At 52.1% G+C, this 15825-nt stretch carries 15 protein-coding genes; all 15 read right to left on the reverse strand.

The features are described 5' to 3' along the window. Positions 1-117: 117 nt before the first annotated feature. Complete coding sequence (locus tag ACWI0H_RS17960; protein WP_485874113.1) at positions 118-1329, reverse strand: YeeE/YedE family protein; 1212 nt, start codon at positions 1327-1329, stop codon at positions 118-120. 156 nt (positions 1330-1485) lie between these two features. After that, positions 1486-2499, reverse strand: coding sequence for an AI-2E family transporter (locus ACWI0H_RS17965; RefSeq protein ID WP_485874114.1), 1014 nt, complete (start codon positions 2497-2499; stop codon positions 1486-1488). Between the two features lie 292 nt (positions 2500-2791). Continuing rightward, the gene (locus ACWI0H_RS17970; RefSeq protein ID WP_485874115.1) at positions 2792-3814 is read right to left on the reverse strand and encodes a tryptophan--tRNA ligase; all 1023 of its coding nucleotides are present in this window, start codon (positions 3812-3814) and stop codon (positions 2792-2794) included. A 67-nt stretch (positions 3815-3881) separates the two neighbouring features. Beyond that, positions 3882-5222 carry a pilus assembly PilX family protein gene (locus tag ACWI0H_RS17975; protein WP_485874116.1) on the reverse strand — a complete coding sequence of 447 codons (1341 nt, stop codon included), beginning with the start codon at positions 5220-5222 and terminating at the stop codon, positions 3882-3884. A 5-nt stretch (positions 5223-5227) separates the two neighbouring features. Beyond that, positions 5228-6190: a PilW family protein gene (locus tag ACWI0H_RS17980; protein WP_485874117.1), complete on the reverse strand. Its 963-nt coding sequence runs from the start codon at positions 6188-6190 to the stop codon at positions 5228-5230. Positions 6191-6198: 8 nt separating this feature from the next. Next, positions 6199-6651, reverse strand: coding sequence for a type IV pilus modification PilV family protein (locus ACWI0H_RS17985; protein ID WP_485874118.1), 453 nt, complete (start codon positions 6649-6651; stop codon positions 6199-6201). Continuing rightward, the gene (locus ACWI0H_RS17990; RefSeq protein WP_485874119.1) at positions 6648-7211 is read right to left on the reverse strand and encodes a pilus assembly FimT family protein; all 564 of its coding nucleotides are present in this window, start codon (positions 7209-7211) and stop codon (positions 6648-6650) included. Before ACWI0H_RS17990 ends, ACWI0H_RS17985 begins: the two co-directional genes overlap by 4 nt. A gap of 3 nt (positions 7212-7214) precedes the next feature. Continuing rightward, positions 7215-7661 (reverse strand): type IV pilin protein, encoded by a 447-nt coding sequence (locus ACWI0H_RS17995; RefSeq protein WP_485874120.1) that lies wholly within the window; start codon positions 7659-7661, stop codon positions 7215-7217. Positions 7662-7712: 51 nt separating this feature from the next. Beyond that, positions 7713-8693, reverse strand: a complete 981-nt coding sequence (ispH, locus tag ACWI0H_RS18000; protein WP_101146635.1) for a 4-hydroxy-3-methylbut-2-enyl diphosphate reductase — start codon at positions 8691-8693, stop codon at positions 7713-7715. A gap of 30 nt (positions 8694-8723) precedes the next feature. After that, the gene (gene fkpB, locus ACWI0H_RS18005; RefSeq protein WP_485874121.1) at positions 8724-9170 is read right to left on the reverse strand and encodes an FKBP-type peptidyl-prolyl cis-trans isomerase; all 447 of its coding nucleotides are present in this window, start codon (positions 9168-9170) and stop codon (positions 8724-8726) included. A gap of 88 nt (positions 9171-9258) precedes the next feature. Further along, the gene (gene lspA, locus ACWI0H_RS18010) at positions 9259-9756 is read right to left on the reverse strand and encodes a signal peptidase II (RefSeq protein ID WP_101146639.1); all 498 of its coding nucleotides are present in this window, start codon (positions 9754-9756) and stop codon (positions 9259-9261) included. 55 nt (positions 9757-9811) lie between these two features. Further along, the gene (gene ileS, locus ACWI0H_RS18015; protein WP_485874122.1) at positions 9812-12667 is read right to left on the reverse strand and encodes an isoleucine--tRNA ligase; all 2856 of its coding nucleotides are present in this window, start codon (positions 12665-12667) and stop codon (positions 9812-9814) included. Then, entirely contained in the window at positions 12651-13688 is a 1038-nt protein-coding gene (gene ribF / locus ACWI0H_RS18020; protein ID WP_485874123.1) for a bifunctional riboflavin kinase/FAD synthetase, read from the reverse strand. Before ribF ends, ileS begins: the two co-directional genes overlap by 17 nt. A gap of 64 nt (positions 13689-13752) precedes the next feature. After that, the gene (gene murJ / locus ACWI0H_RS18025) at positions 13753-15336 is read right to left on the reverse strand and encodes a murein biosynthesis integral membrane protein MurJ (RefSeq protein WP_485874124.1); all 1584 of its coding nucleotides are present in this window, start codon (positions 15334-15336) and stop codon (positions 13753-13755) included. 96 nt (positions 15337-15432) lie between these two features. Continuing rightward, positions 15433-15699 (reverse strand): 30S ribosomal protein S20, encoded by a 267-nt coding sequence (rpsT, locus tag ACWI0H_RS18030; RefSeq protein ID WP_008959243.1) that lies wholly within the window; start codon positions 15697-15699, stop codon positions 15433-15435. Positions 15700-15825 lie beyond the last annotated feature (126 nt).

Consider the following 15825-nt stretch of genomic DNA (forward strand, 5'->3'; position numbering starts at 1 on the left):
TAACATGCTCCTGCTACAAAGGTAGAAGAGAGCGACGTTGTTAACATAAAAACGCCCCGGTTTAATGTGTTTCAAACCGAGGCGTCATCTAACTATTTTAGCGCTTTTAAACTAGCTTTAGCTGGTTTTAGCGGTGGGTTTTCGGCCTTCTACGCCGCCGAAAAAGAAAGGTCTTAACTTAACACCCAGCATATTGCCGGCGAACGCAGCAACCAACCATACCCAGCCATGCAGGCTGCCAGATGCAATGCCGCTGAAGTAGGCGCCGATATTGCAGCCATACGCCAAGCGGGCGCCATACCCCAACAGGAGGCCACCAACGATTGCCGCCAGAAGAGATTTCAATGGAATCTTAAAGTTAGGCGCAAAGCGACCGGCCAAGCTGGCGGCGGCAAGTGCCCCCAGCATAATGCCAACGTTCATTACCGTAGTGATATCACTCCATACGCTGGCTTCAAGCGCTGCTGCATTACCCGGCGCTTGCCAATAGCCCCATTGGCTTACATCGCCACCAACGAGCGCATAGCTCTTTGCACCCCACAGTGCGAACGCAGAGGTAATTCCCCATGGGCGGCCAGCCAGTGCCAAGGTGACGAAATTCAGCAACGCCAACGCCACGGCACCCGCCAACAATGGCCAAGGCCCTGTCAGCCAACGCTCAGCACTTTGTTTATTAACAGCAGGCGCCTGCTCTAACTGACCATGGCGGCGCTTCTCCATCACCCAGGTGAAAGCAGCAATCGCAGCAAACAGCACCAGGCTTATCGCCACCCCGCCACTGACCCCAGCCACGTTGACCAGTGATACCGGCTGAAAGGCCGGCAAACTCTGCCACCAGGCAAAATGCGCCGAACCAATCACCGAGCCGACAATAAAGAACACCAAGGTGATCAACATACGTGCGTTACCACCACCCGCGGTAAAAAGCGTACCAGAAGCACACCCACCGCCTAACTGCATGCCTAAACCGAATAAGAAGGCCCCCACCAGTACGGAGATACCGATAGGCGCGACAAAGCCCGACACCTCATTACCAAATAGCGTGCCCGCTCCCAAAGCAGGGAAAAACAGCACCACCGCAATCGCCAGCATCACCATCTGGGCACGCAAGCCACGCCCTCGCCGTTCGGTAATAAATACTCGCCACGCCGAGGTAAAACCAAAGGCAGCATGATAAAGCACCATGCCAAACAGCCCACCGACAATCATCAACAGGCCCGTATTGGCCTCAAACACTACTCCTATAAGCAACGCGCCAAGCACAATCGCCGCTGAGGCAATGAGCGGCACGCGATAACTCTGCGGCGCAGCAGCCGTCGTTGTAGACATACATTCACCTTTATCAATGCCAAAAGCGCCTGTTCACGAACAGGCGCTTCCAGACAGAATGGATCCAGTTAATACGGATAATGATGATAAGCTTAACGCTGCTAATAATCGGCGTACAATTATTTGTGCAGATGTATTTATGACGATTAACACTATTTACTGGCTTTCTTCCTCTCGAGTGACGTATAGCCTGTTCACCAACACAAACGCCACCACCGTCAGCGGTGCGGCCAAAATCAGGCCGGCTAAACCAAACAGAGTACTGGCTGCAAACAGCGAAAAAAGCAGCATGGCGGGGGGCAAGTGAACAGCGCGCTGCTGTACCAGCGGCTGTAAAATATTGCCCTCTATCTGCTGAATAATCGTATACACAATCAGCACAAACAGCGTGGTTTGAGGGCTCACAGTGAAGGCAAGCAACAACGCAGGAATAGCGGCAATCAGAGGCCCCACCAGAGGCACAAAATCCAATAGCCCAGCCACTAACCCCAAGCCAAGCGGCGCTGGCACACCTAACAGCCACATGCTGACACCCACTAAAAGCCCAGTGGCCACCATAGCCACTAACTGCCCGCCAAGCCAATAGCGGAGCGCCTTACCACTCTCATCCAGCGCTTCACCCAAACGTGGACGGCTTTTAATGGGCGCAAGTAACAATAAACCACGGCGATAAACACCTGGCTGGGCAGCAAAATAAATCATGCCGACAACAAGCGCGAAGAAGCTGACGACACTGCCGCCCATTGAGACCACCACCATCCCAACCTGAGAAATACCGTTTTCTAATACGCTACCTGCTCGCTCAGCGGCATCATTAACCAATGGCGCTAACTGCGTTCCTTCAAGCCGATCCTGAAGCTGTTCCCAAGCGTCAGGTAGCAGAGCAGACAATGATTCCAGCTCAGAAGACACCTGCGCGCCAAATGCCCAGCTAATTAAGCCCAGCCCCAGGGTTAGCGTTACTATTACCGTTAACAGTGCCAGCCAACGGGGGACGCCTAGCCTCAAAAGTGGCGTCATACCCGTTTGCAATATACAGGCGCCCACCACTGCGCCAAAAATCAGGATCAGTAGTCCAACAAGCTTCCAAAGCATTAACGCGACGACCGCCAGCGTTAAGGCTATCAATGCACATTCCGTAAACGACTGATGTCGATACCTTGACCGCATACAATATTCCCTTTGTGGATGCGTTGCTTTTGCGAAGCTAAGTACGTATCTGAGAAATACATAGCCTACGTGATAAGCACTATAGGACATCAGCACAACCATGCTCATGCACAAACATGCTCATTCAGTTAATGACTGACGCCCCCGATTGAAGGCTGAGCTATCACTAACAGCCTAGTTAGCAGCAAAGCGCGAGGCCCGAAACAAACGAAGCCCTTTCCAAGCGGAAGGGGCTTCGTCGTTACTGCTAGATGACTAACAGGTCACTACTGTGAATGGCAGTATTCAGATGTTAAACAAACCGCCCTAGGCCAACAGCAGCGCGTAAGCGGTCCATCGTGACTGCCGCTTCTTCGCGCGCCCGCTCGGCGCCTTTTTGAAGTATCGCTTCAATATGAGCAGGATCTTCCATGAGCGCGTTATAGCGTTCACGAGGGGCGCTTAAGTGAGCGTTCAAGTACTCAAACACTTGGTTCTTCGCATCACCCCAGCCAATGCCTGCGGCGTACTGCTCGCGGAAGCTGGCGGTCTCTTGCGCCGTCGCAAAAGCGGAGTAAATCTGAAACAGCGTGCAGGTGTCCGGATCTTTCGGCTCACCGGGCTCCAGTGAGTTGGTCTTGATCTTGCGTACCAGCTTTTGCAGCTTTTTCTCGGCCGAAAAGAGCGGGATCGTATTATCGTAGCTTTTGGACATCTTGCGCCCATCCAAACCATTCAGAAGCTGCGTTTTCTCGTCAACGACGGCTTCTGGGAGGACAAAATGCTGACCCTTGTAGAGATGATTAAAGCGCCCGGCGATATCACGGGCCATCTCGATATGCTGAATCTGATCACGCCCTACCGGCACCTTGTTGGCGTTAAACATTAAAATATCCGCCGCCATTAGCACAGGGTAGCCAAACAGCCCCATGGTGATGCCTTTATCCGGGTCTTGGTTTTCCGCCTCTTCATTCTCAGCCACCGCCGCCTTATATGCATGGGCGCGATTCATCAGGCCTTTGGCGCACACGCAAGAGAGCATCCAGGTAAGCTCAGGAATTTCCAAAATATCCGACTGGCGATAAAAAATGGCATTGTCGGTATCTAGCCCAAGAGCTAGCCACGTAGCGGCAATTTCCAGCCGCGACTCTTGCACACGTTTCGGATCAGGGCATTTGATCAAGGCATGATAGTCAGCCAAAAAATAAAACGACTGAACGTTAGGATCCTGGCTCGCCTCAATGGCGGGCTTGATTGCCCCTACATAGTTGCCCAAATGGGGTGTACCGGTGGTGGTAATACCAGTGAGAACGCGGGTTTTACAGAGTTTATTCATACTAATGGACTCAACCATGCTGCTTGGAGAAAATAATTAAATAATTTCTCATCTTACTACGCATTAATTAGCTTTCCCAAGAAACTACCGTCAACCCTGGATTACTGCTACTACCTGCTCCAGCATCTGATTGCGAAAATGTTGTGCTTGCGGAAGCATGACGAAAGTTGTAACGCCCATTAGTATCAAAATCGATATCGCTTTTCGCCATTAACCCCCCAATCCATTCTTCATTTCCTCCACCTTTAACATCAATATCAATATCATCACCCGAGTAAATCCAAAGTCCATCTATTGTATTTTTACCCTTCAGATCAAGGTCAACCCCGTCTTTAGAGAAAAAAAATGAATTTTTAGAAGCGAAGTCATTTTTTTCGTTTTCATTCTCAATGTCTTCATTTGAAACTATAAAAACGTTTTCTAACGCAGTATCACCTATTATGTTCACATCACCATCAGCTACTATAAAAACGTTAGAAAAGTTACCACTTAACTCTACATCACCATCACAAAAAATAACCTCCCCTTCTTGATCACCAAAAGGCGCTATAACGCAGTCTTCATCATAGCCACCAACAGGATTGGCTGTCTGTTTAACCTCTTCAATGATCGAATCAAAATTAACAACCGGAAAACTTTCTTTATCGTTCTGACTAACTTCACCTGAGCCATCTCCATCAAAAATGAAATTATTCTCATTACCAACGTCAAATTCATCATCAGCTTGCAACAGTCCTATAAAATCGTATTTCCCTTGATTATCTATATCAATATCTTCGCCTGCAAACATACCAATCTTATCAAATACACCAATAGCCTCTTCAAGCACATCTGAATCAAACGGAAGACCTACTCCCCCACTACTAGTGGAAGAAAATTTGATAAAAATAGGAGAACTTTGAGCAATCACATTACCTTGCTCGCTCTCAATGGCACCAAAAGCAATTACATACCATTCAGGCGCTCCGGACTCTACATCTATATAAACAGGAAAATATAGACAGCGATTATAATCGCCGTCACTACAAACATTTTCATTATACTGACTTACAACATCAAAATTTTCTTTTATATCTTCATATCTAAAGCCTCTAACAACATCCTTCCAATCATGAATGTTATTGTCACTTTCTATTATCTCTTTTAAATTATTTTTTAATAGGTTTTTAGCAGGCTCATCATTCCAGAACTCTTGACCTTGGCCATTACTACTACCTATAAAAATATCATTCGTCACACTATCCGATGCTGCTCTTTCTGCATTCATCTGAGCAATTGCAGCGGCACGATAATTCCCCGCCAGCCGCTCATCAATCAGCGCTGAGTTCATGCCTGAAATGCCGACCATTAGCGCGCCAGAAAGCAACGCCATAACAATAACTAACGCTGCACCTTGTTGATTTTTCATGCTCCTTACTCCCCAATATTTTCAAAAAGTGAATAGTAAGGCTCTAAAAGACACCAAGGTTCCCTACTTTCTTCTTGAGACGTGAAATTATTCATTGTGTAATTGTTAGTAGAAAGAACACTGCCAGAAAAATGTACGCCACTTGCACCTAAACCAATATTCTGAGCACTCCAAAAAACACCGCTCAGCGTAGCATTTACGTTATTATTTCCACTCATATTAATAGCATTCATCGCCACTAAAGCCACATTCGAGACTGATTTATTGTCATTCATTTGAAATGTAATATTTTGCTCGGCCATTATTACTTTACTATCCATACCTCCTATATCGAGGTCATTTAAATTATCATTACAATAGAAAAACTTTTCACTTGAAGAGCTAATTTCACTTACACTACAAGTATTAACCACTACTTCCGCATTTCTTAGTTCCTGTATATAACTAGCAGGAGAAGGAACTCTAGAACCTGAAATAAAAGCGTCACCCTCGCTGGTACCTGGCATTGGGCATACCTCTTCTTGAGGTGGGCGCTTCATCACATGAAACGAAAGTGTTTCTAATTGTTCATCATCACGTCCAAAATCAAATGTAAAGCGATGATAACCGTCTAGCGTCTGTCCAGGTGCCAATTCTCCAGCGCTAATAAACCTCTCAGCGCTACACTCACCATCAAACTGTGCTAACCCACCTACAATTGGTTCGTCATTTGCCTGAATTGAACATTCATCAGGGGTGTCGGTTGTTGGTTTTAAGGTATATTCTGCGCCACCCCGCCGATAGGCGTTAACCAAGTTATTGGCCGCAAATATGACCGTTTCCTGCTTACGGCTTAGCTCATCCACTGCTCTGAATGTTTGAAAAGTGGTCAGGAATAGTTGGCCAGCTCCTAATATAACAATAGAACCAACCGCCATTGCGACCATCAATTCAACGAGCGTAAAGCCTGTTTGCCAGTGTTTTGACATTGTAAGCCTCACAGCTTGGGCAAGCGGAAGACATAGGCAAAGGTTTCGGCATCAATACTACCGGGCCCCTCGCCTTGTTCAATTGTGATCGTAAATTGGCAATCAATAGCTGAAGAGAGCTCTATACTGCTATTTTCCCAATTCACACTACGCAACGGATTAGAAGGATCATCATCATTCCACCACTCTTTCCACTGTTCTTCGACACTATCATTACTAGGCGAACGTGCTTGCTGAGGAGTTATCACTGAGCAATCATCTCCATCGGCTAACTGAGCCAACTCCGCCCACAGCCGCTCTTGGGCATCCACCGCTGCAAGTGTTACCACCGAACGCTGATAGCCAGCAGTCGCACTCTGTAATGCTTTCAGCTGCATGGCCGCTACACCGATCAGGCCAATCGAGAGAACCACTAGCGCTATCAGCGCTTCTATTAAGCTAAAGCCGCGCTGAGAGTTCATAACTCACTCTCCTTTCTGCGAATGCTGCCAGTGGTGCGGATTACCAGAGTAACAGGAGCAGTTGAAGCATTTTTCCCGGTAGTATTTAGCGTCATTTCGCAGGGTGAGTCAGGGCAGTTGGAAATGTCGGCGTCCCCCAAATTTTGGAAGGTGAGCGAGAACTCTTGCGCTGGCGTGGTTATATTGGCCGACGGCCCTACCCGCAAGATCTCATCTTCTTCGTCGTGCTCTACCCAGTAGCACCATGCCGAGTAACGGTAACGGATGCTCTCTTCACTGCTTTCATCTGTATTTTCAACGATTTCATTATTTCTACAGGATTCAGGACGGCGGTTTGAAGTGGCAGTATTAGGGGGTGAAAAGATGACCGTCATATCACTGCGCTGTTTTATTGCCTCGCTGCGCGCCAAACTGAGCACCGAGATCATTTCATTAACATCACTTGCTAGCTGCTGGCGCGCAAGAAAGCCTGAGAACGCAGGCACCGCCACCGTGGCTAGAATCGCGGCAATGGCCAAGGTAATCAGCAGTTCAATTAGAGTGAAGCCGCGTTGAGTCATAAATTACCAGCAGTCGCTAGGAGTACGTTCACCATTACTATGTAGCTCCAACGTCGCGCACCCCGCTTTCACACGAGCCGCTGCGGCTTTTGCACGCACGGTATAGCTACTTGCTTCATCCTCAAGTTCAAACGTCGCGTATAAATCATTTGACACATTGCTGATATTTGACTCTGCGTTACTACAGTTTTCATAGCTGTAACTGCTGGTATAACAGCGCTCTAAGATACTCGCCGCCTCCATCAGTACGGTTTTGGCTGCAGCGCGCTGGCTGCGCTCCACATAGCGGGTATAGCTGGGGTAGGCAATGGAGGCGACGATGCCGATGATCACCAGCACAATCATTAACTCAATGAGGGTAAAGCCGCGCTGGCCGTTATGGGAAAAACGGCCAGTGGAAGGATGAGTAACATAAGGCACGCGGCTTTGCTCCTGTATTAGTTGGCTCATACTGTTTCAGTATGTCGCAAACTAATACGCTTTGCATCACGAAACCTAAGATCAGCTGCTGGCAATCACCTTTTCACGTAACTCTTTTGGCATGGAAAAAGTAATGGTTTCTTCGCGGCCTTGTAACTCTTCGGGCATAGCAGCGCCCATGGTTTGAAGCTTGGCAATCACCCCTTTGACCAGCACTTCAGGGGCACTGGCGCCAGCGGTGACGCCGATACGCGCTACATTCTCAAGCCATTGCGGGTCGATCTGATCGGCGTTGTCGATCAAATAGGCAGGTGTACCCATACGCTCCGAAAGCTCCCGCAAGCGGTTCGAGTTTGAGCTATTGGGGCTACCAACCACTAATAACAAATCACTCTGGGCGGCTAGCTCACGCACGGCATCCTGGCGATTTTGCGTGGCGTAACAGATATCATCATTACGTGGGCCTTGGATCTCGGAAAACTTGTCACGCAGCGCATCAATCACTTTGGCGGTGTCATCCATTGAGAGCGTGGTTTGCGTTACGAAGGCAAGCTTGGAGGGATCACGTACTTCCAGGTTAGCAACGTCTTTTTCGTCCTCGACCAAGTAGATACGCCCGCCGTGGGAGGTATCGTAGCGCCCCATGGTGCCTTCGACTTCCGGGTGCCCTTCATGGCCGATCAAAATGCACTCCTGCCCACGTTTGGCGTAGCGCAGCACTTCCAGGTGCACCTTGGTCACTAGCGGGCAGGTGGCGTCAAATACCTTCAACCCCCGCCGCTCGGCATCGGCTTGCACCGCTCGGGAAACACCGTGGGCTGAGAAAATGACAATGACGTCATCCGGCACTTCATCCAGCTCTTCAACGAACACAGCACCACGATCCCGCAGTGTTTCGACCACAAAGCGGTTATGGACCACCTCGTGGCGCACATAAATGGGCGGGCCAAAGACATCCAGCGCGCGATTGACGATATCAATCGCACGATCCACACCGGCACAAAAGCCGCGCGGGTTGGCCAATTTAATTTCGATAGGCTGTGTTTGCTGCGTGCTTGTCATAAGAGCGCCTTGATGCGACGTAGCATCTGCTTAATGAGTGTTCACCGGCTTAACGTCCAGTACTTCTACTTCAAACGTAAGCGTGCGGCCTGCTAACGGGTGATTGAAATCCACCTCAATACGATCACCGTCAATGGTTTTGACCACACCTGGCAATTCCGTTCCCGCTTTATCGGCAAACGACATCACCATGCCAATTTCCGGGGGCTCGTCACCAAAATCTTCCCGCTTCAGGGTCTGAATATTTTGCGGGTTATGCTGACCGAAAGCATGCTCTGGGGAGATCTGAAACGTCCCCTCTTGACCCGCGGCCATGCCTTTAATCGGATGCTCAAAACCGGGCGGCAGATTCCCATCGCCCACTGCGAAGGTAGCCGGTGCTTTATCTTTGGTGGAGTCTACCAAAGTGCCGTCTTCCAGCTTTAAGGTGAAGTGCAGCGTCACTTCCATGCCATCATCAATACGGTAGTCGCTCATTACCATCCTTACCTGTCTATAAATGACTTTAAGTGAATGTCTTCTCGTTAGGACAGACCGCTATTAACAGACCTTCATGGTCAGACCGTTATGAAACGTTCCCGTGCGCTTTTTTACGCCGCCGCTCACCCATGATCGATTCCCAGATTAAAGCGACCGCCCCCAGGGTAATCGCAATATCCGCCACATTAAACGCCGGGTAGTACCATCCGGCGGCGTGGAAGGAGAGAAAATCGACTACATAGCCATGTACCAAGCGGTCATAAAGATTCCCCAGCGCACCCCCGATAATCAACGGCAGCGCGATCGCCAACAGTTTTTCATCGTGCTTGATGCGTGTGAGCCAAATGGTTAAGCCTACCGTCGCGCCAATCGCAATCAGGGCGAAGAACCAGCGCTGCCAGCCGGGGTGAGTGGCTAAAAAGCTGAATGCCGCGCCGGTGTTGTGTAGCAGTGTCAGATTAAAGAACGGCAACACTTCCACCGGCTGAGCATAGCCGAGCTGGCTGCTGGCCACGTATTTCGTGGCCAAGTCCAACACAATCACTACCACCGCTAGCCACAGCCAACGCAACGGCCGCTGCATCGTCGGCCGCGCGCTGGCATCGCTAGACGTATTCGTATCAGGCGTATTTCCTTCTTTAAGCATAGTAACGAGTCTCACCGCTGCCTTCAGGGAGGTTGCTGATACAGCGGCCACATAGATCAGGGTGTTCGGCATGCGTGCCTACATCAGGGCGGTGGTGCCAGCAACGCTCGCACTTGTCGTTGTCGCTGGCTTTGACAGCCACTTTCAGACTCTCTAGATCCGTTGCTTCTGCATCGCCTGCATCAGCCAGGGGCTTAAGCGTGACTTCGCTGGTGAGCATGACAAAGCGCAGTTCATCGCCCAGTTTAGTCAGTGTCGCCTGCAGTTCATCGCTCACGTATAGCGTGACCTCTGCCGCCAGGCTGCCCTTGATCACTTTGGCATTACGGGCGTCTTCCAGGCACTTGTTAACCGAGTGCTTAACCTCTAGTACCTGCTCCCAGAACGCGCGACCCAAATCAGCGTTATCGTCCAGGCTGCCCAGATCCGTGTAGTAGGTCTCGAGCAGCACGCTGTCGCCGCGCTTACCGGGAATGTTCTCGTGAATCTCTTCAGCAGTGAATGACAAAATCGGCGCGATCCAGCGGCTCAGTGCTTCCACCACGTGATAGAGCGCGGTTTGCGCACTGCGGCGTGCCAGCGAATCGGTTTGCGTGGTGTATTGGCGGTCTTTGATAACATCTAAATAGAAGCCACCTAATTCCCGCGCGCAGAAACCGTGCACCTGCTGATACACATCCAGGAAGCGGTACTCTTCATAGGCTTTTTCGATCCGCGCTTGCAGCTGGTAAGCGCGATCCACCACCCACTGATCCAGTGCCAGCATATCGCCAAACGCGACTTGGTTTTTCTCTGGATCAAACCCGTTAAGGTTCGAAAGCAGGAAGCGCGCAGTGTTCCGAATCCGCCGATATACGTCTGACGTGCGCTTCAAAATCTCATCGGAAACGGCCATTTCGCCGGAGTAATCGGTGGAGGCGACCCATAGGCGCAGAATATCACCGCCCAGCTTATCCATCACTTCCTGGGGCGCGACCACGTTACCCAGCGACTTGGACTGCTTACGACCCTGAGAATCAACGGTAAAGCCATGGGTCAGCAGCTGACGATACGGTGGATGACCGTCAATGGCCGAGCCTGTCAGCAGTGAAGAGTGGAACCAACCACGGTGCTGGTCAGAGCCTTCCAGGTACAGATCCGCCCGCGGGCCGCTTTCATGGCCGTGCGGATGAGAGCCGCGCAGTACGTGGCGGTGCGTGGTGCCAGAGTCAAACCACACATCAAGCGTATCGGTGACTTTGTCGTAATCCGCTGCTTCCGCACCCAATAGCTCAGCGGGGTCGAGCTTGAACCAAGCATCAATACCTTCTAGCTCAACGCGCTTGGCCGCCTCTTCCATCAAGCCAACGGTACGCGGGTGCAGCTCACCGGTTTGCTTGTGTAAGAAGAACGGAATCGGCACGCCCCAATTGCGCTGGCGGGAGATACACCAGTCTGGGCGATTGGCGATCATGCTATGCAAGCGCGCCTGACCCCAAGCAGGCGTAAACGCCGTGGCTTCAATGCCTTCGAGGGCACTTTCACGCAGAGTTTTGCCGCCTTTGCCTTTAATATCCATGCCCACAAACCACTGCGCCGTGGCACGGTAGATCACCGGCGTTTTGTGGCGCCAGCAGTGCATATAGCTGTGTTTAATCGGAATATGCGCCATCAGCGCACCGACTTCGCGCAGTTTTTCGACGATCTGGGGGTTAGCTTTCCAAATCATCTGGCCGCTGAAGAACGGCAGGTCGTCAGCGTAAACGCCGTTGCCCTGCACCGGGTTAAGCATGTCATCGAACTCCATGCCATGCTCGCGGCAGGTTAAAAAGTCATCCATGCCGTAAGAAGGAGCGGAGTGAACGATACCGGTACTGCCCACTTCTGACTCAACGTACTCCGCCAGATAGACCGGCGAGAGACGATCATAAAACGGGTGACGGAAATTGATCAGATCAAGCTGTTTGCCTTGCGTCGTGGCAATCACTTCGCCTTGCAGGCCAAAGCGCTCTAGGCAGCTCTCCACCAACTCTTCCGCCAGCAGCAATAGCCGCTCACCAGTATCGACCAGCGCGTAGGTGAACTCGGGGTGAACGTTCAACGCTTGGTTGGCCGGAATGGTCCAAGGCGTGGTGGTCCAGATCACTACCGCCGCTGGTTTAGCCAGTTCGCTTAAACCGAACGCGGCCGCCAGCTTGTCGGCGTCTTCCACCGGGAAAGCAACGTCGATGGCGTCAGACTTTTTATCCGCATACTCGACCTCGGCTTCCGCCAGCGCCGAGCCACAGTCAAAGCACCAGTTCACCGGCTTCAAGCCTTTAAACACGTAGCCCGCGTCGACCATCTCGGCCAAGGCACGAATCTCGCCCGCTTCGTTGGCGAAATCCATGGTGCGGTAAGGGTGATCCCAATCGCCAATGATGCCCAAACGCACAAAGTCGGCCAACTGCGTTTCGATTTGCGCACCGGCGTATTCACGGCAAAGCTCGCGGGCGTGTTCCGGCGCCAAGTGCTTGCCATGGGTAGTTTCTACCTTGTGCTCAATGGGCAAACCGTGGCAGTCCCAACCCGGCACATAAGGAGCATCAAAACCGGCTAAATTCTTAGACTTAACGATGATATCTTTAAGAATTTTATTAACGGCGTGACCGATATGAATACTACCGTTGGCGTAAGGAGGGCCATCGTGCAGTACAAACAGCGGCGCACCTGCGCGCGCTTCACGCAGGCGCTGGTAAATGTTCATATCTTGCCACTGGGAAACCCGCCCTGGCTCCTGCTTTGGCAGCATGCCGCGCATGGGGAAGTCAGTTTCAGGCAAATTCAGCGTGTGCTTGTAATCCATAGTCCGGTCAGCCGTCGTTAGCATCAGCGGAATTTCCCGCCGAAGATGAATCAGAAGAAGCGGTCTCACGCCCAAGCGGGGCCGAGGCCAGCGGAAGAGAATAGTCGTGATTGGCCACTGCCGTCGAAAAATAGTGGCGAGCACGGGCTTGGTCACGTTCAATTTGCGCTTTCAGCGCGTCAAGGCCGTCAAACTTGACCTCGCCCCGCAGTCGCGTACAGGGGTATACCGTCATACGTTGGCCGTAAAGATCACCGGAGAAATCGAACAGGTGCACCTCAAGGGTCGGCCGCTCTGAACCCACCGTCGGACGAAAGCCAACATTGGCAACGCCCTGGTGGCGTTTACCATCTTCAAGCTCAGCGACTACCGCAAACACGCCCCGCAGCGTTAACGGCTGGGGCAGCAGCGGCAAGTTGGCGGTGGGTACGCCAAGCGTGCGCCCCAACTGCTGGTCACGCACCACACGGCCATGCAATGAATAGGGGCGGCCCAGCAAACGCGCCGCGGCGGAAAAATTGCCGCTGGCCAGCAAGGTACGCACCCGCGTGCTGGACACCCGCTCGTCATCCACGGTAAACGTGCGCGTGTGCTCGACGCCAAACCCCTGCTCGCGCCCTACTTCCGCCAGCAGCGCAAAGTCACCGCGACGATCACAGCCAAAGCGGAAGTCATCACCCACCACCAAATGCTTAACGCCGAGCCCATCAATCAATACCTGATCGATAAACTCGCGCCCCGTCAGGCTGCGCAGCGTATCGTTAAACGGCAGCACCAGCACTTGTTCCGCGCCAAAATCACGCAGTAAACGCACTTTTTCTCGCAGGCGGGTTAACCGCGGCGGTGCTTGGTCACCGGCAAAAAATTCGCGCGGCTGGGGCTCGAACACCACCACTGTCAGCGGCACACTCCAGCGTGCGGCATGTTCACGGCACTGCTGAAGAATGGCCTGATGGCCGCGATGCACACCATCGAAGTTACCGATCGTCGCAACGCAGCCACGATGAGCCGCTTTCAAGTTGTGCAGACCTCGAATGACGCGCATGGCACCTCAGCCGTTGGGAGGACAAAGCCTCAATTATAACGAACCCGCACGCCAGGGTGCAGCGTTATGAGTGCATTTTAAGATGACGGATGCGTAAACCTAATGCTGCCAGCCACGCAAAGTAGAGTGAGCCGCCCATGACCACCAGCCCAGTCACCCAGCTTATCCGCTGCCACAGGCCAAAGGAGAGCCACGCTTGCCAATCTGGCGCCACCAAATAGAGTGCCGCACACATTAACCCACTGCCACCAATTAGCTGTACCGAATAACGCTTCCAGCCCGGCTGAAACACTAGCACACCCTGCTTATGCAGCAGGTAACCCAGCAGGCCAACGTTCAAGAAGGCCGACAGCGCGGTGGCTAACGCCAACCCGGCATGCGCCAGCGGCCAAATTAGCAGCAGGTTAAGCACCATATTAGCGACCATGGCGATAATGCCTACCTTTACCGGGGTTTTGGTGTCTTGACGGGCAAAAAAGCCCGGCGCCAATACTTTGATCAGCATAAAGGCTACCAAACCGAAGGCGTAAGCACGTAGGCTCATCGCCGCCATTTGGATGTCGTTGTCAGTCATCGCGCCGTAATGGAATAGCGTGATCAACAGCGGCTCGGCCAGCACCGCCAGCGCTAGCGCCGCGGGCAAGCCTAACAGCAACACAATGCGAATAGCCCAATCAAGCATCGCCGCAAAGTGCTCTTTGGACTGGTCAGCATGGCGCTTGGAAAGCGCTGGCAAAATCACCGTACCAATCGCCACCCCAAACACGCCTAGCGGCAGTTCTACCAACCGGTCAGAGTAATAGAGCCACGACACGCTACCCGCCGCCAGCAACGAAGCCAAGACCGTATCCAACAGCAGATTAATTTGCGATACCGACACCCCAAAAAGCGCAGGCCCCATCAATTTCAGTATGCGCCGTACGCCCTCGTGGGCAAAGTTTGGCCAGGGTGTGGGCATCAGCCCCAAGCGCAATAAAAACGGCACTTGAAAAACCAGCTGCGCAGCCCCGGCGATCAGCACGCCCCAGGCCAGCGCCATGGCGGGCTCTTCCATTAGCGGCATTAAAAATAGCGCCGCACCTATCAGCGAAAGATTAAGCAATACCGGCGTAAACGCGGGCACTGCAAAGCGGTTCCAGGTATTCAGCACGCTACCGGCAAACGCGGTAAGCGAAATCAGCAATAAATAGGGAAACGTTAAGCGCAGCATATCCGCGGTCAGCGCCAGCTTTTCCGGCTCACTGCCAAACCCGGGGGCAAACACCCAAATCAACCACGGCGCGCAGAGCATTGCCACGGCAGTAATCAGCGCCAGCACTGCCGTTAAGCTACCCGCGGTCGCATTCAGTAGCGCACGTATTTCCTCCCGATTACGCTGGGTAGAGTACTCCGAAAGCACCGGCACAAAGGCTTGATTGAACGCCCCTTCAGCAAATAGACGCCGCAAAAAATTAGGGATCTTAAACGCCACGAAAAACGCATCGGCGCCATCCCCTGCCCCTAATAAGGTAGCGATAACCACGTCGCGCGCCAGCCCCATCACCCTCGACAGCATCGTCATCGCACTGACGACAAGACCCGAGCGCATTAGCCCGCGGCGGACTATTGCGGTGTTTGAGGAAGTGCTGGGAGCTTTCTTCGCTGTCATAAGCTATCCACAAAAACCATCCAGAAAAACCATCTAGAAAAATCATTCAGACACAAAAAAACCGGCCGCAGCCGGTTTTTTATGGCGCCTGCCGGCTTACGCCGCCAGTGCCTTAATACGCTTGTTCAAACGGCTCTTCAGGCGAGCTGCTTTCTTCTTAGACAGCACGTCTTTGTCTGCAATACGGTCAACAACCGGCTGCATGGCCTTGAACTCTTCCATTGCCTTAGCGTGGTCGCCGGTGCTGATCGCTTTCACTACACGCTTGATGTAGGTGCGGACCATGCTGCGCTGGCTGGATTTCAGGACGCGACGGTTCTCGGCCTGGCGGGCGCGCTTGCGAGCTTGCTTGCTGTTCGCCACAGGGTATCTCCTTGGAGAATAAAGGTTGCCGAAAAAACGGCAACGAAATTAAATATGTGTTTGTCGGCTGCGCTATGACAGCACGACGTTCCGCAACATGACACTTCTCTAACAACTAGCTGATCA

The organism is Halomonas sp. NYA30 (genome assembly GCF_976980765.1).

Coding starts and splice junctions, on each gene's coding strand:
- ispH (WP_101146635.1), bottom strand. CDS start 8,693: ATGACAAGCACGCAGCAAACACAGCCTATCGAAATTAAATTGGCCAAC.
- ACWI0H_RS17975 (WP_485874116.1), bottom strand. CDS start 5,222: ATGAAAAATCAACAAGGTGCAGCGTTAGTTATTGTTATGGCGTTGCTT.
- ACWI0H_RS17965 (WP_485874114.1), bottom strand. CDS start 2,499: ATGCGGTCAAGGTATCGACATCAGTCGTTTACGGAATGTGCATTGATA.
- ileS (WP_485874122.1), bottom strand. CDS start 12,667: ATGCTAACGACGGCTGACCGGACTATGGATTACAAGCACACGCTGAAT.
- ACWI0H_RS17990 (WP_485874119.1), bottom strand. CDS start 7,211: ATGACTCAACGCGGCTTCACTCTAATTGAACTGCTGATTACCTTGGCC.
- ACWI0H_RS17970 (WP_485874115.1), bottom strand. CDS start 3,814: ATGAATAAACTCTGTAAAACCCGCGTTCTCACTGGTATTACCACCACC.
- ACWI0H_RS17985 (WP_485874118.1), bottom strand. CDS start 6,651: ATGAACTCTCAGCGCGGCTTTAGCTTAATAGAAGCGCTGATAGCGCTA.
- ACWI0H_RS17960 (WP_485874113.1), bottom strand. CDS start 1,329: ATGTCTACAACGACGGCTGCTGCGCCGCAGAGTTATCGCGTGCCGCTC.
- ACWI0H_RS17995 (WP_485874120.1), bottom strand. CDS start 7,661: ATGAGCCAACTAATACAGGAGCAAAGCCGCGTGCCTTATGTTACTCAT.
- murJ (WP_485874124.1), bottom strand. CDS start 15,336: ATGACAGCGAAGAAAGCTCCCAGCACTTCCTCAAACACCGCAATAGTC.
- ACWI0H_RS17980 (WP_485874117.1), bottom strand. CDS start 6,190: ATGTCAAAACACTGGCAAACAGGCTTTACGCTCGTTGAATTGATGGTC.
- lspA (WP_101146639.1), bottom strand. CDS start 9,756: ATGCAGCGGCCGTTGCGTTGGCTGTGGCTAGCGGTGGTAGTGATTGTG.
- fkpB (WP_485874121.1), bottom strand. CDS start 9,170: ATGAGCGACTACCGTATTGATGATGGCATGGAAGTGACGCTGCACTTC.
- ribF (WP_485874123.1), bottom strand. CDS start 13,688: ATGCGCGTCATTCGAGGTCTGCACAACTTGAAAGCGGCTCATCGTGGC.